The following is a 20,696-nucleotide window of genomic DNA, read 5'->3' as shown; positions in this document are numbered from 1 at the left end:
TACGCTGGATCTCCCTGTCCATTGGCTTGAAGCGCCATCATAGCTCCGCCAATCAACCCAATCTATGATGGGCCATGGTGACTCGCCCTACCCCTACCTCATTGCCAGCTTGGGCACCGCAACAAACTGCGGATTGGACTCCCTTAGCTGTTTCTGCAGTGATTATCCTCACCATGGCGGCAGCGCTAGCGCTTCGCACTGCTGATGTAGAGAGCGCGCCAGATAAGACGACAGTAGAAACCGCAGCGAACTCATCAGTGACACCTCCGTTGAATGCAGGAACCCCTGCTTTTTCGACCGAGCGCGTCGGTTCCCTGAGGCTGGTGCCCACCACTCAGCTGCCGCCGGTAAAGCACCCCCTGCAGGCCGACGAGCGATGCCCTCTGTCGTCGCTGCCCAACCCGTCCCCTGAGGCCGAGGCGGCTATCAACGCGGGATGGCACGTCAGTGCGGACATGACGTTCAAAGGATTTCGCTTCGTCATGGTGGACGCCGGTGCGAAGAAGGCTTCCGCTGGCTGCATGGCTATTGGAGCCAGCGCTTTGGTATTCAATGCCCACGGCCTCATTGCCATTGCTTACGACCGAAACGCCAAGCAGTCGTCCAGGTTGAGCTCGTTAACCATCGGGGAATCTGGTGCCTTACAGCTCGGAGCCTTGAAAGGACCACTTGCTGAGGTCAGGGTCAGTGACCAGCAGATTGCTCTCAAGCGTTTGCCCAAGAGCAAGCTAAAGGGCTTCTGAGGACACGCCCTCGATATGACTCAAGAGTCGCCAAATAACTCTGCTCATCCTGCTCGGCGCGTTCACCCTGCTGAGTGAAGCGAAGCACCAACACACCGTCACCAGCCGCTTCGAGAAGGCCTAGAGCTCCGGAACTTTCCAAGTCAGCTACTCCGCAGCTGGCCGAGTCACCGGTGGCAGCACTGTCTGAGCATACGGTAAGCGCGCAGCAAACAGACAGCCAACATCTCTGCAGTACGGATGACCTTTCACAGTTCCAGCGGGATGTATTGCTTGTTGCTGTGCCTCGCTAGCCTACTACTGACAGGAACTAGCCCCCCTCTATGCAGGAGCTTCCCACAAAGTGCTAGGATTTACATAGGCCCTGGACTGGCCGGGGTTGCCAAGGAGATGGTAATGAGCTTTCCCGCAGATGTCTTTTATCCCGCTCAAGCTGAACTTTTGCCCGAAGGGACGTTGCTCTACGCTCGCGATGCGTGGTGGCTGCGATGCAGCCTGGTAGGAACGGCGGAAAATGTGGTGCCGAAGGTGCTGGCCCTGACGGGGGATAGAACTGGTGTTATGACCATGCTCGCGAATTCGGAAGTGCTGGCTGTGAACTCGAAATACGGCTGGGAAATTCGCGTTCCTCACCCACTGGATTTAAACTCGGAATCTAAAGTCATCGGATCAATCAGTGTTGGCGAAGGTAGCCTGATCGGAATCTGGGGGCACATTTACGGGGACACGGACGCACTGTATTGCATTGCTCCGGATGGCACTGCAGTCGCCAATGACCTAGTCCCTTGGTCCGCGAAAGTAAGGTATCCTGTCTACCACGTCTGGCTGCAAGAACGTCGGACCGGCAAGCTGATTGGCGACGCCCCGCTGTTTAGCAAAGAATAGTAGTTAATCGGTACCTGCTGCCTTGGCGGCAGGTTCTACTAGAATCCCATGAGCAGAATTTTCGCATCGGCCCTTATACTGACTGCGCCATAAGCCTGCAACAAAGAAGCCGAGACTCGGAAAATCACTCGCTGCAGAGGAATCACAGAAAGCCCATCTTTGTCAGTTATTAGACGTTCGAGGACTGCCAATCCGCAGCCATTAATTTGTTGCGCCAGCCTCATTTCGAACAGGTAGAGAGACAATATGAGCCTACCGAAGGAGGCCAGATGTGACCTACAACCAGCTTGCCAAGATTGCCTCTTCCTATGGGCTGCGAGATTCCATCATTCATATCTGGGCATACAGCTTACATGTCGGTTATGGATACAACCTCCCATTTGAGTATGCGCACTCGCGGCAAGGTTTTCAAAATCAAATGAAGCCGAGCGTCCAGGAGTTCTACCTGGACCTCTACCTCAGAGAGGTGCTTCTTCACGCAGGTGCTTCGAAAGGCGCGCGCCGCTCGCTACGGGACTGGAATGACCTTGGCACACTCCATAACGCTATTCGCAGCTACAGCGATTTCAAAGCAAAGTGTGACTTAGACATCTGGACCACAATGCACCGTATCGGGCATCAACAGCTGCCTCACTTCGATCGCTTCGGATCCTCATATCTTGGGCGCTACTGGTCTCTCTACAAGCGTGGTCGCCTCTCCGACGTCGTTTACAACGCGTTGGGCCTAACATCTGAAGATTACTTTCTCTTCGCCGGAGCCACGCAAGCGCTCTTCATGAGCAACTATGAAGTCCCGTTGCTGTCACAGCTGACCGCACTCGACTTGGACGTCGCGGCAGTGACAGCAAGGGTAGCTGCGATAAGCGCCACGCCCAAGCTGTTGCGTAACCGCTGCCTCCTGGATGCACGTCATGACTCGTCCTGGGACTACACCCCTAATCCTGTAGCGGTGAAACCCTTAATTCTGCTGCGATCCGACGCCCCGACTAGGCTTTCCTGTCCACGCCCGTCACTTCTGGGCAAGCGACTACTCGCAGGACTCTTTTATGACCTTGCGAACGCGGAGGGCTTTGCCCAAGCCTACGGAGATGCATTCGAGGATTTGGTGGGCGACTGCTTTGATCACCTCACTGGCACGACGACCGCCGAGCGCCCTGCCCCCTACACCGTGGCCGGTTCCCAGCGACACGGTAGCGACTGGATTCTCAAAGACGCGACCACCACCGTCTTCGTGGAATGCAAGACCATGAGGATGCCCATCTCGGCACAGCTTGCGGCTAGCCCTGGCGATTTGGAGCATGGCCTGAAGCGCCTGGCGCAAGCCGTAGTCCAGAACTACCGAAATATCATCGACGTAACGTCAGGCGGCGCAGGAATCAATCTGCCTGATGGGCCTATCTATTCCCTTATTGTCACCCTTGAAGACTGGATCCTATTTGGCCAGAAGGCAGTAGATACCCTTACCAGCCTCGTGGAGCAAGAGCTATGCGAGCGCGGGATGGATGCCAGCATCTCGCAACGTTACCCATTTGCCATTGTCGGATGCGCGGCATTGCCACGGGTAGTCGACTCCGTCAGCCAGCATGGGTTGCATATCTTCACGAACAAAGCCTCTCAGCGCTTTAATGGCTACCTTTTTCCACAGTTTTTGAACGAAGCCAACTTATCCAGCGAGGGGCCGGCGGCCGCGATGTTTGAGGGCGAATGGAAAAATTTGAGGGAACGCCTCAGGATTCGATTCCCGATGACATCGGGTCAGTAATTCCCATTAATCTCTCCGGAAAGCAGCATTCACAGTTCTAAAACAAGTGAGAGTAGAGGGCTGCGCCAAACTAGCTCGCGCCTCTCTCACTCGCCATGCGCATCTTGCGTTCCGGGCGCGAATGGCGCCACGCGCTCGAACCAGAACAATTTGTCGTTGCTCAGATAGCTCGGATTCTTCGCTGGCCGCTCGTGGCAAAACGCGCAAGCAGGAAAGCGGTTTTTGCTATGCACGCAGATGCGGACGTTGCTCAGACTAGGGACACCGGGTTCTCTTGGTGGCAATGGTGGGTCATGACGCTGATGACGCTGCTCGGCGCGTTCGGGGCCTTCGCACTGCTGACTGGGCTGCCGATGTTCCTATTTGTCAGGTATGCGCAGTTGACTCAGTAAAACGCTGTCACTAGTCCAATACCCGCATCCGTTAGCCATCGGACTCGCTACCGTTCAATTGCCCTGACGATATTCATCAAGGGCCAAGATACGGCTTCTCAAGCCAAAGCCAACAGCGTTCATACACTCTTGACCAATCACGTCCACCCCGATCCGGATACCCCACGTCCACGGTCAGGACCAACTCGCGCCCCGACGCCTGGGCGCTGCACGCAGGCCGCAAGAAGGCGATGAGACCCCGCAACCGGCTCTCAGAATGCTTTCACCACTCAGAAAAGCGCTAAGAGTCTAAAATAATTTCTAAATCTTTCGCTTCCGCTTTTCAACTTGTGGCTTGCCATCCAATATTTCCTTCAACTCCTCAAGGAGATGATCCCGACAGCATAGAGACGCACTCCTCTCCGCTGCCGCCAGCCTTCGATAGAGGCGAGCTATCTGAGCCCTTTCCCAGTTCGATTGAGTAGATTTTTTCTCAATAGAGCAAATCTCTTCTTTGATTCGCCTTGCAGACGCCATCGCTTTCCTGCAGCGAGACTCCTTTATTCTAGAATCGATCGACATTCATCCTCCAAAAGATCAGATTTGACAAAGCACAGACATGTGACAGGATGCAAAAACCTCCCAGCAGCGCAACGAAATGAAAACAACTCAAAGGATGCGGTCATTTCTCACAAAATTTCTTGGATCACCCGAATTTGTGGTGCTATCTATTCTGACAATCCCTATTGCAGGCTTGATTAAGCTTTTGACACTCCGGTAACTGAACCGCTCTAGGGCGAGCGGCTCGAACCATCTGGGACCAGGCCAAATGCATCAGCTATCCATCCTATCCAGTAGAAGCTAGTAACGGCCAGGGTAATTGTCAAAAAAATCCAAAACCAAAATGCAAATCGCGACTTACTCTTGCTGCCAGCTTGAACCCATAGACCAGTCCCCGCATGAATAAGCGCAAGTGGAACCACCACTGCCATTCCCGCCACAGCCAGCCTCTCTTTATAAATCAAGAAGCAACAAACTCCGACAATCAAAAAAAGAACAGAAAGCGCATAGCAAATCGCGTCATATTTCAACGGGACCTTAAATCCCATCCAGACTGCAACTCGCTCAACACGTGTGAAGTATAGACCCGCGCCCCCAATAAGGGCGGCCAACACCGGCATTACATAAGAGAAGTACTCCGCCAAGTCCTTGGTATCTCTGAGTAAAAAAACGCCTGTCAGCAGCAAAACCAGAAACATGGACACAAAGAAGTTAAAAAGTGAGGGAACAGTGGCCAGTCGGGGGGCATCCGCCACCTCAAGCCTCTGCTCGACCGAAATCAGTTGATCTTCAACTCTCTTGAGGCGTTTCTCAAGATCATTACGTGCAAGACACGTATTTGCCGCACTCGTTGGAGTTGCGATGTATTGCCCAGAGAGCACTTTTATTGCCGCGGATAGGCGGCGCATTGCCACTTTGACCACCATAGATTCGCACTTCCATTTTTAATGACCACTACATGTATTAGACAAAATGCCCAGGACGAAATCATTGCAATCCCCAGGCAAGGGAAGTTAAACCCGGCGAATGCGCACCGAGTCCGCTGAGCTTCTCCACGGCTGTGAAATCACGACTATAGGTCGAATGATGCTCGTCATCGAGCTCATGACCAACGATCTGCGCGCGAAGTTCCGACACGACCCCGGCGCCCTGGAGCTCTTGAATAAATGTTTTCCGGAGCGAGTGGAAGCCACGCTTTGCCGGCGCCCAGCCCTTGCCAACTTCAGCAAGATGCCGGCTGAAGGCCTTGGTGATCCAGTTGCCTTGCCCGTTCACCGCCGTGGCCTTGGCCGCCGGGAACAGCCTCGTCTCACCTGCCTTGCGCTTCCCCTCGACCCACCTCAGAAATCCTATCCTCAGCAGTTCGGGGTGGAGGGGCACGGTGCGGATGCTGACCTCCGTTTTCACTTTCTGATGCTCTCCCTCGTCCGAAATCCGGATGCATGGGATGCCGTCTTCCTCGAACACGTCCTTGATGAGGAGTTGACCAACCTCCGACGCCCGGGCTCCCGTGTAAAGCCCGATCATTGATGCCCAGCGGGCCGACTCGGACAGCTTAGCAAGCGCCTCTGGCGCGAACAGGGCCTGGATCTGTGCACGGTCATACGCTTTGAAACCCAACTTCTTCCGGGCCCGCTTCTCGCGCTGTGAGTAGCTCACGTGGCCACTGGCGGGGTTGTCGCCTCGCGGGTAATGGCCTGACGCCATGGCCCATTCGAAGAACCCGCCCTTGCCGCCGATATAGGATTGCTTATTCGTGAGCGTCGGCGTAGATGCACCTTTTTCCCGCATGTCCTGATACCAACGCGCCAAGTCTGACCGGGTGATGGCATGGACCTTCATCATCGGCCCCAGGAACGCCACCAACGCCTCGATGGCCGTCTTCTTGATCGTGTAGGTCTTGGGCAACGTCGAGCCCTTGAGCGTCGCCAGGAATGCGTCACGGGCTTTGCCCAGCGTCATTGTTTCGATGGCCGGTGTAGAAGCCTGCTTTACTGAGCTGGGGTGCGGGGCGGAGCCGAACATGGTCGGCACGGCACCCGGGCGGGCCCGAGCCTGCAAGGCAGCGCCGGCCATCGCTTCCAGTTCCATGAACTGCCGATAGAGCTTCAGGTCCTTAGGGCTGTCGATCTGCCACTGCTCCGTCACCACCCCATCGGGCTGGCGTGTGCGGTTGAGCGTCAGGTCCTGAAGATTTTCTGCGCTCGTCAGACGCGCAATGAGCAGATCCGCGTCCGACTTGCTGAGCTTGGTCACGCGTTGATCCTTCAACTGTGCGAAGAGCCGAGCATAGCCCGCTCCCAGCACGACCGCACGCACGTGAGCCTGCGGCAAGTCCTTAGTTTGCAAGGTGCGTTTGATAAGCCGGCAGCCCATCACGGTTTGCAAATCGACGGGCACACGTTGGACGAACGACCAGCGGCCGGTGGACGACCGGCTCAAATGATGAGGGATGCGCATGCGAGTTTTTCCTCTGCATGCTTCCTGCCTCCAATCAATTCGCCTAAAAAATTAGTGATTAAAATCAATAACTTAGACGTGACTGGCGGAGAGAGTGGGATTCGAACCCACGGAAGGTTTGACCCTTCGCCGGTTTTCAAGACCGGTGCCTTCAACCGCTCGGCCATCTCTCCGATGCTGCTTTGATTCTGCTCTGCGTGGTCGCCGATGGCATCGGTGTATCACGCAGGCGCCACGCGCTTTGCGGGTGACGCTGATGGTGACCACCACTTGTGCGGTGTCACCCACCCCCGGGATCGCTCCCGGGCGCGCATTCTCGCATGCCCGGGCGCGCTTTGCTTGGTTGCACCGCACTGCTTTTGGCTGGCGCAGCCTGCTGCGCCGTCACTCGCGGCAGGCCACTGCATGTTACCGGCCGGCCGCGAGCACCCGACCAAGGATGCAACCTGCCGAACGTTGAAGCGAGCTGACTACCGAGAAACGAGCTGACTGCCGAATCGCGTGTCAGCCGGCCTCGGCGACCAGGCGCAACCCTCAGCCCGCTTCGGCCACGGCCAGGCGCGGTGCAGTGCCGGCGGCACGCTTGAGCTTTTCGGCCAGTTCGGCGCAGTTGCCGCCGCAATCCAGACGCGAGCGTTCGATCTCGCGCGGCAGGTGCTCGGCCAGGAAATCGATGAACACGCGCACCGCCGGCAGCAGGCCGCGGCGCGAGGCGAACACCGCGTGGCAGATGCCTTGCGGCAGCGACCAGTGCGGCAGCACCACTTCCAGTTCGCCGCTGCGCACCGCCTGGGCGCACACGGTCTCCGGCAACATGGTGATGCCGAAGCCATCGCGCGCCATCGACTGCAGCAGCGGGAAATCGAAACCGGCCAGACGCGGCTGCAGGTCTACGCGGCGCATCTCGCCGTTGGGGCCGTGCAGTTCCCAGCGCTGATGCGCTTCGTCTTCGCTGGTGCTCATGGTGGTGTGGTTGGCCAGCTCGCTGGGGTCCTTGGGGCGGCCGGCGCGGTCCAGATATTTGGGGCTGGCGACCAGCAATTCCTGCACCTGGCCGAAGCTGCGCATCACCAGGCTGCCGTCGTCGTCCAGCCGCGAGCGCACGCGCAGTGCGATGTCGTAGCCCTCATTGATGACATCAACGCGGCGGTTGCTGATATTGAGCTGCAGCCGCACCTTGGGATACTTGGTCAGAAATTCCGGCAACAGCTTGGGTAATTGAATCTGCGCCAGCGAGACCGGAACGCTCACACGCACAAGGCCGCGCGGCTCGGCGCTGAGACGATCCACCACCTCGCGCGCGGCCTGGGCTTCGGCCAGCATGGTCTGGGCATGGCGATGCACGCTGGTGCCGACGTCGGTCACCGCAAAGCGGCGCGTGGAGCGCTGCAGCAGGCGCACGCCCAGGTCGGTTTCGAGCTGGCTAATACGCCGGCTCAGGCGCGACTTGGGGATCCCGAGCGCACGCTCGGCCGCGGCGAAGCCGCCGTGGTCCACCACCATCGCGAAGTAGTACAGGTCATTCAGGTCGTGCATGGCGCAGGTATCCATGGATAGAACGATAAGTGATATTTAAGCACCTTTATCCCAACAGGGCAACGACCGCGGTCGCATCGGGCTCCCGGTCTGGCGAGCTTCCGGGATATGGAGTGCTTGGCGTCGAGGACCTCTCGTCTTGCCGCGAAAGCGCGCAGCGCACCGGCGTTGGCGCCAACTGGGTCGCACCCGCAGGATCCGCAAGGTGGTCTGCACAGACGAAGCGCATGAGCTCGTCACGTAAAAACGCAAACGGGGCCAGTGACGGCCCCGTTTTCTTCAATGTTTTGGAAGCGGCCAGGTCGCGTACATCTGTCGGCTGCACGGTCGTACCGGCAGCGGCACTTGGAGTAGCTAGCAAAACGTAGCGAGCACTCGTCGGTGAGTACGGACATCCTGCTCAAAAGTGGCGTGCACGCGTGGCGCTCGCTGCTTCCGAGCAGCGGCCGCGCCCGCCTGGCGATGAGCGCAGCCCGCTTTCAGCAGCTTTTGTCAGCCGCGCTTAGCCGATCCGCTCGATCCCGCCCATATACGGGCGCAGCACCTCGGGCACATCGATCGAGCCATCGGCGTTCTGGTAGTTCTCCATCACCGCGATCATCGCGCGGCCCACGGCGGTACCCGAGCCGTTGAGCGTGTGCATCAGCTCCGGCTTGCCGCTGGTCGGATTGCGCCAGCGCGCCTGCATGCGCCGCGCCTGGAAATCACCGCAATTGGAACACGACGAAATCTCGCGATAGGTGTCCTGCGAAGGCAGCCACACTTCCAGATCGTAGGTCTTGATCGCGGCAAACCCCATGTCGCCGGTGCACAGCAGCACCTTGCGATACGGCAGCCCGAGTTTTTCCAGCACCACCTCGGCGCAGCGCGTCATGCGCTGATGCTCGGCATCGCTGTCTTCCGGCGCGCAGGCGGTAACCAGCTCCACTTTTTCGAACTGATGCTGGCGGATCATGCCGCGCGTATCGCGGCCGCCGCTGCCGGCTTCGGCGCGAAAACACATCGAGTGCGCGGTCATGCGCAGCGGCAAGCGCTCGGCATCGACGATTTCGTCGCGCACGATATTGGTCAGCGGCACTTCCGAGGTGGGGATCAGATAGCGGCGTGACTCGCCCACTTCGGTCTGGAACAAATCGTCCTCGAACTTCGGCAACTGCCCGGTGCCACGCATCGACTCGGCGTTGACCAGCAAGGGCACATTGGTCTCTTCGTAGCCATGCTCGCCGACATGCAGATCGAGCATGAATTGCGCCAGCGCGCGATGCAGACGCGCGATCGGCCCGCGCAACACGGTGAAACGTGCGCCCGACAACTTGGCGGCGGTTTCGCCATCCAGCCAGCCATGCGGCGCGCCAAGTTCCACATGATCCTTGACCGCGAAATCAAACTGGCGCGGCGTGCCCCAGCGCGATTGCTCGACGTTCTCGCTCTCGTCCTTGCCGTGCGGCACATCGTCGGCCGGCAGATTGGGCAGGCCCAGCGCGATGGTTTCGAGTTTGGCGCGGATCGCATCCAGCGCGTCTTCGGAAGCCTTGAGCTCATCGCCGAACCCGGCCACTTCCGCCATCAGCGCAGTGACATCCTCGCCCTTGGCCTTGGCCTGCCCGATCGCCTTGGACTTGGAATTGCGCTGACTCTGCAGCTCCTGCGTGCGCACCTGGATGCGCTTGCGCTCGCCTTCCAGCGACTCCAGTTCCGCGGTGTCCAGGGCGAAACTGCGCGTGCTGCGCAGGCGCTCGGCAAGGTCGGCGGGATGTTGGCGAAGCAGGGCCGGATCTAGCATCGGAAGTCTGTGTGAGTCAGTAGGAAGCGCGAGATTATCGCCTGTTCCGCCACCTGCTGCGATCGATTCACCGCCGCTATGCCAGAATTGACCCGATCCTTCAGGTGAGCCCTATGCCCGCGCCCCGCCCTGCGTCCGATCGCCAGATCGTTCTACGTCTGCCCCGCCACACCCTGAAAATTGCCGGTATCGCCTTCGTTGCCGGGCTGCTGTTGTTCCTGTTGGTGTGGGCCACCGGCCGCAAGGACGACTTCTACAAGGCCTCGCCGGCCCAGCCGAGCGCAGGTGCGCCAGCCACCGACGATATCCAGCCGCTACCCGCACCGCTGCCGGCCCAGGACGGCGCCAGCGACATGCCGCAGGCCAAGCCGACCGAAGAAACCCCGACCCTGGTGGACACTGCGCCGCCTGCCCCACCCGCGCCGACGCCCTTGCCCGAAGACGCAGGTCCCGGAGCCCCTGGCACCACAGCACCCACAAATACTGCGGCAGCTGCAGGCGGCGATCGCCCGGTACCGATGCAGGGCCAGATGCCGCCGCCGCGCTATCCCTCGGCCGCGTTGCGTCGTGGCGATGCCGGCGATGTGGTGGTGCGGGTGGACGTGGACGCAGCGGGCAAGCCCGGCGGCGTGACACTGGTGCAGCGTAGCGGTTCGCGCGATCTGGACCGCGCCGCGATGGAAGCGGTGCGTCAGTGGCGCTTCCACCCGGCGCAGCGCAATGGCCAGCCGATTGCCGGCAGTGTGGATATCCCCTTCGAGTTCAAGCCTGCGCAGTAAGACCTGCGGACAGAACCGTCGCAAATGGTCATCAGATGGCCACGCGCAAAGCGTTGACGCATCAGCGCATGCATCGGTATCTGGTCTGCCGGGCGCACCAATCCGGCACCGGCACGGGTGATTTGCCAGTTCGACAAAGCTGAACGCCTGCCGAGTTTTAGCCCTTCATTGGCGCCCTGCCTTAGCTCCCCCTCAGGCAGCGCCGACCAGACTGGCCGTGTCATCCCACAGATGCGCCAGGAGGCCGGCCATGTCCTTCACCTCGAATCCTTCTTCACACCAGACGCAATCGCTGCCGCAACAGGCCGCGCACGTGCGTGAGCGTGTGCGCGAAGACGATGCAGATGGCGCATCGCCGTGGTTGTGGGCCACCCTGCTGGCGGTGCTGGTGGTATTGCCGACCTGGTGGTGGACGCGGCATGGCGACGAATCGTTTGCGCAGGACATGCGCCCGTTGCCGGCGGCAAGCCGCCAGATCCTGCCGACCTCCGAAGGCCCGCGTGCGATGACCATGATTGCGCATCAGCCGGCGCGTACACCAGTCAGCAGCGAAGAAGCCAAGCCGCTACCGGGTAACGCGATGCCGCGCTATCCAGCCGACATTGCGCAAGCAGGCATCGAAGGCAGCCGCACCGCGCGTCTGCAACTGGATGTGCAGGGCCAGGTCAGCGATGTGACCATTGTCGATCGCAGCGGCAGCGACGACCCGCGCCTGGATGCTGCGGTGATGGAGAGCCTGGGGCAGTGGCGCTTTGAACCTGCAACGCGCGACGGCCACGCGGTTGTCAGCAGCGTGCAGGTGCCGGTCGAATTTACGTCCGAACGTTGAGCCCGAACCCGGCGCCCTGCGCCAAGGTATCGAAACCTGGAAACGAGGTCGCGACATTGGCGACATCGTTCACCTGCACGGTGCCGTTCGAGAGCTGACCGGCAATGGCGAACGCCATCGCAATGCGGTGATCGCCGTGGCTTTCGATCACGCCGCTACCGATGCTGCCGCCGTGAATGGTCGCACCGTCAGGCGTCTCGTCGACTTGCACGCCAAGCGTGCGTAGCCCGGTGGCCATGGCCGCCAGACGATCGGATTCCTTAACCCGCAACTCGGCCGCCCCAGTCACAACCGTCTGCCCGTTCGCCGCCGCCGCAGCCACGAACAAGGCCGGGAATTCGTCGATCATGTCCGGCACCAGCGCTTCGGGAATCTGCGCGCCCTGCAACGGTGCGTAGCGTACGCGCAGATCGGCCACTGGCTCGCCACCATGGTCGGCGTGGTTTTCTTCGACGATATTCGCGCCCATTAGCCGTAATGCAGCGAGCAGCCCGGTACGACGCGGATTCAAACCCACCGCACGCAGCACCACGTCCGAGCCGGGAATGATGCTGGCGGCAACGATGAAGAACGCCGCCGAGGAGAAATCCGCCGGCACCGCGATATCGGTCGCACGCAGACGCTGACCACCGCGCAGACGCGCCTTGCCTGGCGAGAAATCGATCTCCACACCGAATGCGGACAACATGCGTTCGGTGTAATCGCGCGTTGGGTGCGGCTCGATCACCGAGGTGTCGCCCTTTGCATACAACCCTGCCAACAGCACGGCGGATTTGACCTGTGCGCTGGCCACCGGCGAGACGAAGTCGATGCCATGCAAGGCTTGCCCGCCATGCACGCGCAATGGCGGCGTGCCGTCTTCTTCGGTGTCGATGCGTGCGCCCATCTGCGCTAGCGGGCCGGTCACGCGCCGCATCGGGCGCTTGGACAAGGAGTCGTCGCCCACCATCACGCTGTCGAAGCGCTGCGCGGCCAGCAGGCCGGCGAGCAGGCGCATGCCGGTGCCGGCGTTACCGCAGTCCAGTGCCTCGTTCGGCGGCTGCAGGCCATCCACACCCACGCCATGCACGATGCGCTGCGAGGCCGACGGCGTTTCGATGCGCACGCCGAGCTTGGCGAAAATGGCCGCAGTGGAGCGCGTGTCTTCGCCTTCGAGAAAGCCATCGATCTGCGAGATGCCGTCGGCCAAGGCGGCGAACATCACTGCACGATGCGAGACCGACTTGTCGCCGGGAATGGCCAGGCTGCCCTGCAATGCGCTGCCGCGCTGCGCGATCCAATGTTGCGTACTGCTGCTCATGCGTGTGATCCGATTGCTGCGGCATCGCCATGCACGGCGCTGCGCTTTGAAGAAGGGTGTGGTTGCGCCGTCGCCTTGCAGATGGCGGCGCGCCAGCTGTTACCGGCTTAGAGGAAAAGCGCTTACGGAATCGCCACCGGATACGAGCCCAGCACCTTGATCTGCGCCGAGTGCGCTTCCAGTTCGGCCAGCGCCTGCTTCATCGCTTCGTCTTCCACGTGGCCGGCCAGGTCGATGAAGAAGCCGTACTCCCACTTGGCCTGATGCGAGGGACGCGACTCGATGCGGTTCATGCTGATGCCATGCCGCGCGAACGGGCTGAGCACGTCGAACAATGCGCCCGGCTTGTCGTGGATGAACACCAACACCGAGGTGCGGTCGTGCCCGGACGAGGGGAAGATCTGCCGGCCGATCACCAGAAAGCGCGTGGTGTTGTCGTCGTCGTCTTCGATCGACTTCATGATGACTTTCTTCAAGCCATACACGTGTGCTGCGCTCTCACCACCGATCGCCGCGGCATCTTCGGCATTGCGGGCCCGGCGCGCGCCCTCGGCATTGCTGGAGACGGCGATTTTCTCGACCTTGGGCAGGTGCGAACGCAACCAGCCGGCGGTCTGCGCGAACGATTGCGAGTGCGCGTAGATACGCTCGATATCTTCCAGCCGGCCATTGCGCGAGAGAAGGTACTGGTGCACGCGCAGCTCGACTTCGCCGCAGATCTTCAGGTTGGAGGTCAGGAACATGTCCAGCGTGACCTGGATGGTGCCCTGCCCGGAATTTTCCACCGGCACCACGCCGAAATCGGCGTTGCCGGCTTCTACTTCCTGGAACACTTCTTCGATGGTCGCCATCGGCAGGCCCACTGCCGAACGACCGAAATGCTTGAGCACGGCCTGCTGGCTGAAGGTGCCTTCCGGGCCGAGATAACCGATCTTCAACGGTTCCTGCTGGGCCAGGCACGCAGACATGATTTCGCGGTACACGTGCACCAGCACTTCGTCGCTGAGCGGGCCTTCGTTGCGGTCCACCACCATGCGCAGCACCTGCGCCTCGCGCTCGGGCCGGTAGTAATCCACCGCTGCGGCGAGCTTGCCCTTGGCCTTGCCGACCTGATGGGCGAAGTTGGCGCGCTCGGCAATCAGCTCCTGGATGGTGCGGTCGATCTGGTCGATCTTGGCGCGCACGTCGGCCAGTACCGGTGCGGCGACCGCCGGCTTTGCAAGCTTGCCTGCAACTTTTTCCGCAGATTTCTCTACCGATTTACTCGCCGGCTTGGTCTTGCCGCCAGTCGCGGTGGTGGGCTTGTTGGACTTGGGAGCCATCGCTGGGCATTCCTTGAATAACGGCGCATGCGCCTGCGCGGCAGCTGCCGCGGTCGAAGAGAAGACTCAGCCGTGCCGCTGCTGGAAGTCGTGCATGAAGCTCACCAGCGCCTGCGCGCCTGCCACCGGCATCGCGTTGTAGAGCGAGGCACGCAAGCCACCGACGGCCTTGTGCCCCTTCAATGCCAACAGGCCGGCCGCCTTGGATTCGCTGACGAACAACGCGTCCAGCTGCTCATCGGGCAGAAAGAACGGGATGTTCATGCGCGAACGCACGGCGGGCTTGATCAGGTTGCGATAGAAGCCGCCGGAGCCATCGATGGCGCCATACACCAGCGCGGCTTTTTCGGCATTGCGGCGCGCGAACTCGGCCACCCCGCCCTGCTCCAGCATCCACTTCACGTTGAGGCCAAGCAGATACCAGTTCCAGGTCGGCGGCGTGTTGAGCATCGAATCGCGGGCCGCGTGCGAGGCGTAGTTGAAGATATCCGCGCGCGGCTGGCCGGCACGTTCCAGCAGGTCGCGCCGCACGATCAGCACCGAGATGCCGACCGGCCCAAGATTTTTCTGCGCACCGGCGTAGATCAACCCGTAGCGCGAGATGTCCAGCGGCTCGGAGGCGATCGACGAACTGAAGTCGGCGAACAACGGCAACGTGCCCACATCCGGCGTGTCGCGAAACTCCACGCCATGGATGGTCTCGTTGGCGGTGATGTGCACATAGGCCGAGTGCGGCGACAAGGTCCAGCTGGCCACCGGCGGGATATCGGTGAAGCCTTCCGCCTGGCCGTCGGCAGCGATCCGTGCATCCACATACGGGGCCGCCTGCTTGATCGCGGTCTTGCCCCAGTGCCCACTGATCACGTAATCGGCGGCCTGACCGGGCGCGGCGAAATTCAGCGGCAGCAGCGCCTGGATGGTGGTGGCGCCACCGGCGGTGAACAGCACCGCATAGTCGTCGGGAATCGACAACAGGGTGCGCAGATCGGCTTCGGCCGCGGCCGCCACGGCCATGAAATCGGCGCTGCGGTGGCTGATTTCCACGATCGAGGCGCCGACGCCATTCCACTCGACCATCTCCGCCTGCGCCTGCCGCAGGACCGATTCCGGCAATGTCGCAGGGCCGGCACTGAAATTGAACGCGCGTGTCATGGCACACCTTGTCGAGCTAGCCTTCTAGTATGCCGCAGCGCATCGGCCTTGGCAGCGTTGCAGAAAAGTTGCAGCTGCATCCTTCTCACCGACGCCGACGTATGGTGTTGCAGCGTCCATGGGCAGCACCGTCACCGTGGTCCGTTATTCTCATCTGCAGCCACTGTCAGGAGCGAGCCATGTCCCTTCGCGATGTCTTGAAGACGCCGTCCAGCGAGATCACCGATGAGGCCGTTTACCGCGACCGGCGCCGGCTGCTGCAGCTGTTCGCGCTGACCCCGGCGTTGGGCGTGGCCGGGTGCGCCGAGGCCGACCCGCCGCCTCCGCCCAAGACCGTGGTGACGCCGGCGCAAGCGCGCAGCGGCTTCCGTACCGCCGAAGAACTGACCCGGCTGGAAGACGTCACCAGCTACAACAATTTCTACGAATTCGGCACCGACAAGACCGACCCTTCGAAGGCCGCCAAGACCTTGAAGCTGTCGCCGTGGTCGGTGAAGGTCAGCGGCGAGTGCGAAAAGCCCGGCAGCCTGTCGCTGGACGAATTGCTCAAGGGCATCCCTGCCGAAGAACGCATCTACCGGCTGCGCTGCGTGGAAGGCTGGTCGATGGTGATTCCGTGGACCGGCGTATCGCTGGGCGAGGTGCTCAAGCGCTTTGCGCCGACCTCCAAGGCCAAGTACGTGGCGTTCACCACGCTGGCCGACCCGCAGCAGATGCCCGGCGTACGCTACCGCTCGATCAACTGGCCGTATCGCGAAGGCCTGCGCATCGATGAAGCGATGCATCCGCTGACCTTGCTGGCCACCGGCCTGTACGGCAAGCCGCTGCCGCAGCAGAACGGCGCGCCGTTGCGGCTGGTGGTGCCGTGGAAGTACGGCTTCAAGAGCATCAAGTCGATCGTGGAAATCCGCTTCGTCGAGAAGATGCCCGAGACCGCCTGGCACGATCTGCAGCCGTCCGAATATGGATTCTTTTCCAACGTCAATCCGGCGGTGGACCATCCGCGCTGGAGCCAGAAGACCGAGCGCCGTATCGCCGGCACCGCCAGCAAGTTGTTCGCCGAGCGCATCGCGACCAAGCCGTTCAACGGCTATGCGGATCAGGTCGCTTCGTTGTACGCGGGGATGGATTTGAAGAAGTGGTTCTAGGCAACAAACGATCTGATATCGACCTATCGTAGGAGCACACCTGGGCGCGACGGGCTTTCCTGGTAATGCCCGTCGCGCCCAGGTGCGCTCCTACGATGCATGCATGGCACCCGCGCAGCACGCTCCCCTCTTCGAGATCGCATGGCCAAGACATCCACCTCCCTGATCGCTGCCAAGACGCTGCTGCATGCGGCCGCGTTGGCGCCGATCGCATTGCTCGGCTGGCAGTTCTGGCAGGTGTGGCAAACCGGCAGCGATGCGCTGGGCGCCGATCCGGTCGCCGAGATCGAGCACCGCACCGGGCTATGGGCGCTGCGCTTCCTGTTGATCACCTTGGCAGTCACGCCACTGCGCCAGCTCACCGGCCAGGCGGTACTGATCCGCTTCCGCCGCATGCTCGGGCTGTACGCATTCTTCTACGCCAGCGTGCATCTGGCGGCCTACCTGAGCCTGGATCTGCGCGGCTTCTGGACGCAGATTTTCGAAGAGATCATCAAACGGCCCTATATCACCGTCGGCTTCACCGCCTGGCTGTTGCTGGTGCCGTTGGCGATCACCTCCACCCAGGGCTGGATGCGTCGGCTCAAGCGCAACTGGGGCCGCCTGCACATGCTGATCTACCCGATCGGGCTGTTGGCGGTGCTGCATTTCTGGTGGCTGGTGAAATCCGATATCCGCGAACCGGCGCTGTACGCCGGGATTCTTGCGGTATTGCTGGGCTGGCGGGTCTGGAAAAAACTCAGCGCGCGCCGAACCACAGCAAGGCGCTCAGCGCCGCCGCCAGCAACACCGCGCTGAGCAGCAGCCACGGCCAGCGCGCGACCTTGACCGGCGCACGCGTCGGTTCGGTGGTGGCGCGCGGCGGCGGCAACGGCTCGGTGTCGGGGATATCCCAGGTGGTGCCGTGATGGGTGCGCGGCACCTCGACGACAAACCGGTGGCGGGCATCGAATACGACCTGGTCGCCGGCCTGCAGCCAGCCATCGCGCACCTGCACGCCATTGATCCAGCTGCCTTCTTCCGAGCCCAGATCGCGGATCAGCACGCGGTCGCCGTGGCGTTCCAGGCGCGCATGTTGCGCGGCAAAGGCCGGGTCGTCGATGACGATGTCTGCGGCCGGGTCGCTGCCGACCAGCCGTGAGCGATCCAGCGTGAAGCTGCGCCCGTGATGACGACCACCCAGCCCGCGCAACAACAGGCAGACCTCGCTCAGGCCGGCGTCGTCCTCTGGCACGTCGTTGGCCGGCGCGCTCGAGGGCGCACTGCGCAGCAGCATCTCCACGCCGTCGGCGTAGATCGCATCGCCGGGGCGCAGCAGTGCCATGCGGCGTACCGGGCGTCCGTTGACATGGATGCCGCGGATTCCGTTGGCCACCTGCAGCCACAGGCCGCGCTGGTCCAGGCAGAACTGCGCCAACAGCAACGCGCCCTGCGCATCGTCCACCACCCGCACGCTGCCGGAGGCATGACGGACGATCCGGTGGACGCCGGGCTTGAGAGAATGATCCGGCTGCTGCCGGTGAGTGAAATGAACTTGCAGATCGCGCACCCGCCGTAGCCTAGCAGGTCTGCCCCTTGCAGCGGCCAACAACGTGACCGGCGTCCGCCCAACAGGCGCGGTGTTTGCTAGTCGTTCCTGGTCCACTGCAAGCATCCGCACTTGGAGCCTGGCCCGCGCATGCGCACAATGCGCGCTCCTTTCGTCTCACCTATCCACGCCATGTCCAGCATCGATATCCGCCACGACCATTCCTTGACGCCGGCCCAGGCCCGCGCAGCGATCGACGAGGCGGCACGCAAACTGACCGATCGCTACGGCATCGCTTCGCACTGGGAAGGCGATACCTTGCGCATCGCGCGTGCCGGTGTGGACGGGGCGATCGCCTTGCTGCCGCAGCAGGTGCATGTCACCGCCGAGCTTGGCTTTCTGTTGTCGGCGGTGCAGCCGATGGTGGAATCGGAAATCCGGCGTTTGCTGAGCGAAAAACTCGCCTGAGCAGGCCGGTCTGATCGTCCTTGCCCCATGCGGGCCAAGCCTGGGGCCTGCGAACTTGAGCAGGCCGCGCTGAAAGTGCAGGCCCTTCAGCGCCAGGTCACCCGCATCGCGCTGGATGCGCGGATGCTTGAAAACGCGTCTCGCGCACACATGACCTAGATAGACGCCAGCAGGCAATGCTTCACCTGCCCGATGCAGCGTCGGCACTAGGGTGAAAGCAACGTCGCTTTAGCAACCTACAGGAGCATCGCATGACGACCGGATACGATCAGAACGGCAACCGCAACAACGCGGCCCATGGGTTCCAGGCACAGGCAGAGCAGATTTCGCGCCGGCTTGGCGAATCGGCACAGACGGTGTGGCTGGCCGGGCTCGGCGCGCTGGGTCGCGTCCAGACCGAGGGCGGCAAATTGTTCGATTCGCTGGTTCGCGAGGGCGCGGCCTATGAGCGCACGGGTCAGCAGAAGGCCAGCGAAAGCGTCGACGAACTGCGCGAAGAGGTGGAGACCCAGTTCGAGCAGGCACGCGACACCGCCGTGCGTGGCTGGGACCGGCTGGGCAAGGCCTTCGACGAACGCGTCAAGGGCGTGCTGCGCACCCTCAACATCCCCGAACAGGACGAGCTGGAAAACCTGCGTCGAGAAGTGGAATCGTTGAAGGCCCAGGTGCGCGCCAATACCGCCGCCACCAAGCGTGCCAACCGTACCGCCAATCAAGCGGCGCAGGCTGCCACTAGCGACACGGCCGGCACTGGATCAACCACGCCAGGCAGCGCCTCGATCGGAAACACCGCTGCATTCGACGGCGAATAAGCCTGGCACTCGGCGAATGTTGCAAAGCAGCATGATTTTCCACACAATCGAGAAGGACCCGCCAGTCCTGTAACACGAAGTCCGTTTGCTCCCCTCCCCTCACGGCTTCGGACTGGCGGGTCTTTCGCTATCTGGATCACGGCTCGTGAGTTCGCCGCGCGCGATCCATTGACGAATCTGCCGCGAGGGATTCTTCTAGGCGCACCATTTCGTTATACGCGCCATAACTTCGTTTGATGCTGATGCCTTCCTGGATTTTGGCGCTGTTGGCCGCCCTGTTGCTGTGGCTGGCGGTGTGCGCTTATGTCTGGCTGGTGCGGCGTCGCGCCGACGAAACCACCGAGGGCGTGCGCGCCCTGGCCGCGATGCATTGGCGTGATTTTTCCGCCCTGGTGCTGCGCGTGCTGCAGGACCAACGCGGTTGGCAACCGACCCGGTTGCCGCAGGACGGCCTGCCTACCGCCGATTTCATGATGCAGACCGACCACGGCACTCGCCTGGTTGCCTGCAAGCACGGGCGCGGTTATCGCATCGGCGTGGCGGCGGTCAACGAGTTGGGCGCGATGGCGCGGCTGGCCGGTGCCGGCGGCGGTGTGATGGTGACCGAGGGCCGCATGGAGCGCGAAGGCATCGCGGCCGCCGACAAGCAATCCATCGAAGTGCTGGACGGCACGCGCCTGTGGCCACTGCTCAAACCCTACCTGCCCGGCGACATGGAAACCGGCGTGGTCGGCATGGCAAGGCGCCGCGCGATCCGCCACAGCGTCATCGCCGGTGTGGCGTTGGCAACCTTGGCGCTGGTCGCTGTGCTGGCACTGCAGCCGGCGCTGCCGGAAGCGGCGCTGACGCAGACTGCAATTGCACCGCCCCCACCGGTTGCCGCACCCGTGCGTGCTGCGCCTTCCGCTGCCCCGGCTGCTGCTACTGCTACGTCGCAGGCAGCGCCGACAGCTGCATCGGCCCCGGCAGCCATGCCATTCGCAAGCGGGAAAGAACCGGATGCAGCGACCATGCAGGGCTATCAACGCGAGGTTTCGAAAACGCTCGCACAGACGCCCGGTCTACTCCGCGGGATCTGGATCACCCAGGCGACGTTGGCAGTGGACCGCACGGTCGAAGACGCCGCCGCATGGCCGCTGATCTGCCGCGAACTGGAACGCTACCCGTACCTGCGCACCGTGCGCGTGCAACTCAACCCGCGCGCAGGCGTGGACGAGCCGGTGCGTTGGCGTCAATGCACGACGATTTGAGTGGGTG

General features: G+C 61.8%; 19 protein-coding genes and 1 tRNA gene. 11 read left to right on the top strand and 9 right to left on the bottom strand.

Annotated elements, in window-relative coordinates:
* The first annotated feature begins 158 nt into the window (after nt 1-158).
* The 4 genes from AC1KVG_RS11765 to AC1KVG_RS11750 all read left to right on the top strand — a co-directional run bounded on the left by AC1KVG_RS11765 (nt 159) and on the right by AC1KVG_RS11750 (nt 3,782).
* Nucleotides 159-743 carry a hypothetical protein gene (locus AC1KVG_RS11765; protein WP_481094511.1) on the top strand — a complete coding sequence of 195 codons (585 nt, stop codon included), beginning with the start codon at nt 159-161 and terminating at the stop codon, nt 741-743.
* Between the two features lie 396 nt (nt 744-1,139).
* The gene (locus tag AC1KVG_RS11760) at nt 1,140-1,628 is read left to right on the top strand and encodes a hypothetical protein (RefSeq protein WP_311238489.1); all 489 of its coding nucleotides are present in this window, start codon (nt 1,140-1,142) and stop codon (nt 1,626-1,628) included.
* 271 nt (nt 1,629-1,899) lie between these two features.
* Nucleotides 1,900-3,390 (top strand): hypothetical protein, encoded by a 1,491-nt coding sequence (locus AC1KVG_RS11755; RefSeq protein WP_311238490.1) that lies wholly within the window; start codon nt 1,900-1,902, stop codon nt 3,388-3,390.
* 95 nt (nt 3,391-3,485) lie between these two features.
* On the top strand, nt 3,486-3,782 hold the full coding sequence (locus AC1KVG_RS11750; protein ID WP_311238491.1) for a hypothetical protein: 297 nt from the start codon (nt 3,486-3,488) through the stop codon (nt 3,780-3,782).
* 770 nt (nt 3,783-4,552) lie between these two features.
* Here the strand turns inward: AC1KVG_RS11750 and AC1KVG_RS11745 are convergent.
* From AC1KVG_RS11745 to serS, 5 genes are all read right to left on the bottom strand, one after another.
* The gene (locus AC1KVG_RS11745; RefSeq protein ID WP_481094510.1) at nt 4,553-5,248 is read right to left on the bottom strand and encodes a hypothetical protein; all 696 of its coding nucleotides are present in this window, start codon (nt 5,246-5,248) and stop codon (nt 4,553-4,555) included.
* 61 nt (nt 5,249-5,309) lie between these two features.
* Nucleotides 5,310-6,782 (bottom strand): DUF6538 domain-containing protein, encoded by a 1,473-nt coding sequence (locus tag AC1KVG_RS11740; protein ID WP_481094509.1) that lies wholly within the window; start codon nt 6,780-6,782, stop codon nt 5,310-5,312.
* 83 nt (nt 6,783-6,865) lie between these two features.
* Nucleotides 6,866-6,955, bottom strand: a tRNA-Ser gene (locus AC1KVG_RS11735).
* Nucleotides 6,956-7,316: 361 nt separating this feature from the next.
* Nucleotides 7,317-8,333: a LysR family transcriptional regulator gene (locus tag AC1KVG_RS11730; RefSeq protein WP_006451085.1), complete on the bottom strand. Its 1,017-nt coding sequence runs from the start codon at nt 8,331-8,333 to the stop codon at nt 7,317-7,319.
* A 487-nt stretch (nt 8,334-8,820) separates the two neighbouring features.
* Nucleotides 8,821-10,101, bottom strand: coding sequence for a serine--tRNA ligase (gene serS / locus AC1KVG_RS11725; RefSeq protein WP_176341059.1), 1,281 nt, complete (start codon nt 10,099-10,101; stop codon nt 8,821-8,823).
* Nucleotides 10,102-10,214: 113 nt separating this feature from the next.
* Here serS and AC1KVG_RS11720 point away from each other — a divergent pair, with 113 nt between their 5' ends.
* Together AC1KVG_RS11720 and AC1KVG_RS11715 are read left to right on the top strand one after the other, a co-directional pair.
* A complete protein-coding gene (locus tag AC1KVG_RS11720; protein ID WP_168960044.1) occupies nt 10,215-10,880 on the top strand; it encodes an energy transducer TonB in 666 nt (221 codons plus the stop codon).
* Nucleotides 10,881-11,241: 361 nt separating this feature from the next.
* Complete coding sequence (locus AC1KVG_RS11715; RefSeq protein WP_176341078.1) at nt 11,242-11,709, top strand: energy transducer TonB; 468 nt, start codon at nt 11,242-11,244, stop codon at nt 11,707-11,709.
* On the opposite strand, the gene aroA is transcribed toward AC1KVG_RS11715, so the two are convergent.
* The 3 genes from aroA to serC form a co-directional block, all read right to left on the bottom strand.
* Entirely contained in the window at nt 11,693-13,009 is a 1,317-nt protein-coding gene (aroA, locus tag AC1KVG_RS11710; RefSeq protein ID WP_481094508.1) for a 3-phosphoshikimate 1-carboxyvinyltransferase, read from the bottom strand. The two genes, AC1KVG_RS11715 and aroA, sit on opposite strands and share 17 nt — an antisense overlap.
* 122 nt (nt 13,010-13,131) lie before the next feature.
* Nucleotides 13,132-14,331, bottom strand: a complete 1,200-nt coding sequence (gene pheA / locus AC1KVG_RS11705; RefSeq protein WP_095574583.1) for a prephenate dehydratase — start codon at nt 14,329-14,331, stop codon at nt 13,132-13,134.
* A gap of 66 nt (nt 14,332-14,397) precedes the next feature.
* The gene (serC, locus tag AC1KVG_RS11700) at nt 14,398-15,483 is read right to left on the bottom strand and encodes a 3-phosphoserine/phosphohydroxythreonine transaminase (RefSeq protein WP_006451091.1); all 1,086 of its coding nucleotides are present in this window, start codon (nt 15,481-15,483) and stop codon (nt 14,398-14,400) included.
* A 179-nt stretch (nt 15,484-15,662) separates the two neighbouring features.
* Between serC and msrP the strand changes: the two genes are divergently transcribed.
* Together msrP and msrQ are read left to right on the top strand one after the other, a co-directional pair.
* The gene (gene msrP, locus AC1KVG_RS11695) at nt 15,663-16,631 is read left to right on the top strand and encodes a protein-methionine-sulfoxide reductase catalytic subunit MsrP (RefSeq protein ID WP_115038562.1); all 969 of its coding nucleotides are present in this window, start codon (nt 15,663-15,665) and stop codon (nt 16,629-16,631) included.
* A gap of 141 nt (nt 16,632-16,772) precedes the next feature.
* Nucleotides 16,773-17,429, top strand: a complete 657-nt coding sequence (gene msrQ, locus AC1KVG_RS11690) for a protein-methionine-sulfoxide reductase heme-binding subunit MsrQ (RefSeq protein ID WP_481094507.1) — start codon at nt 16,773-16,775, stop codon at nt 17,427-17,429.
* On the opposite strand, the gene AC1KVG_RS11685 is transcribed toward msrQ, so the two are convergent.
* Nucleotides 17,371-18,180, bottom strand: a complete 810-nt coding sequence (locus AC1KVG_RS11685) for an FHA domain-containing protein (RefSeq protein ID WP_023903666.1) — start codon at nt 18,178-18,180, stop codon at nt 17,371-17,373. The genes msrQ and AC1KVG_RS11685 overlap by 59 nt on opposite strands.
* A 171-nt stretch (nt 18,181-18,351) precedes the next feature.
* Between AC1KVG_RS11685 and AC1KVG_RS11680 the strand changes: the two genes are divergently transcribed.
* The 3 genes from AC1KVG_RS11680 to AC1KVG_RS11670 all read left to right on the top strand — a co-directional run bounded on the left by AC1KVG_RS11680 (nt 18,352) and on the right by AC1KVG_RS11670 (nt 20,689).
* Entirely contained in the window at nt 18,352-18,627 is a 276-nt protein-coding gene (locus AC1KVG_RS11680; RefSeq protein ID WP_043889151.1) for a polyhydroxyalkanoic acid system family protein, read from the top strand.
* Between the two features lie 251 nt (nt 18,628-18,878).
* Complete coding sequence (locus AC1KVG_RS11675; protein ID WP_481094506.1) at nt 18,879-19,439, top strand: phasin family protein; 561 nt, start codon at nt 18,879-18,881, stop codon at nt 19,437-19,439.
* Between the two features lie 236 nt (nt 19,440-19,675).
* Nucleotides 19,676-20,689 (top strand): restriction endonuclease, encoded by a 1,014-nt coding sequence (locus AC1KVG_RS11670; RefSeq protein WP_481094505.1) that lies wholly within the window; start codon nt 19,676-19,678, stop codon nt 20,687-20,689.
* The last annotated feature ends 7 nt before the right edge of the window (nt 20,690-20,696 follow it).

The organism is Xanthomonas sp. NCPPB 3959, assembly GCF_056675575.1.
The sequence above is the reverse complement of the archived record's forward strand: the minus strand, read 5'-3'. Positions and strand labels throughout refer to the sequence as shown.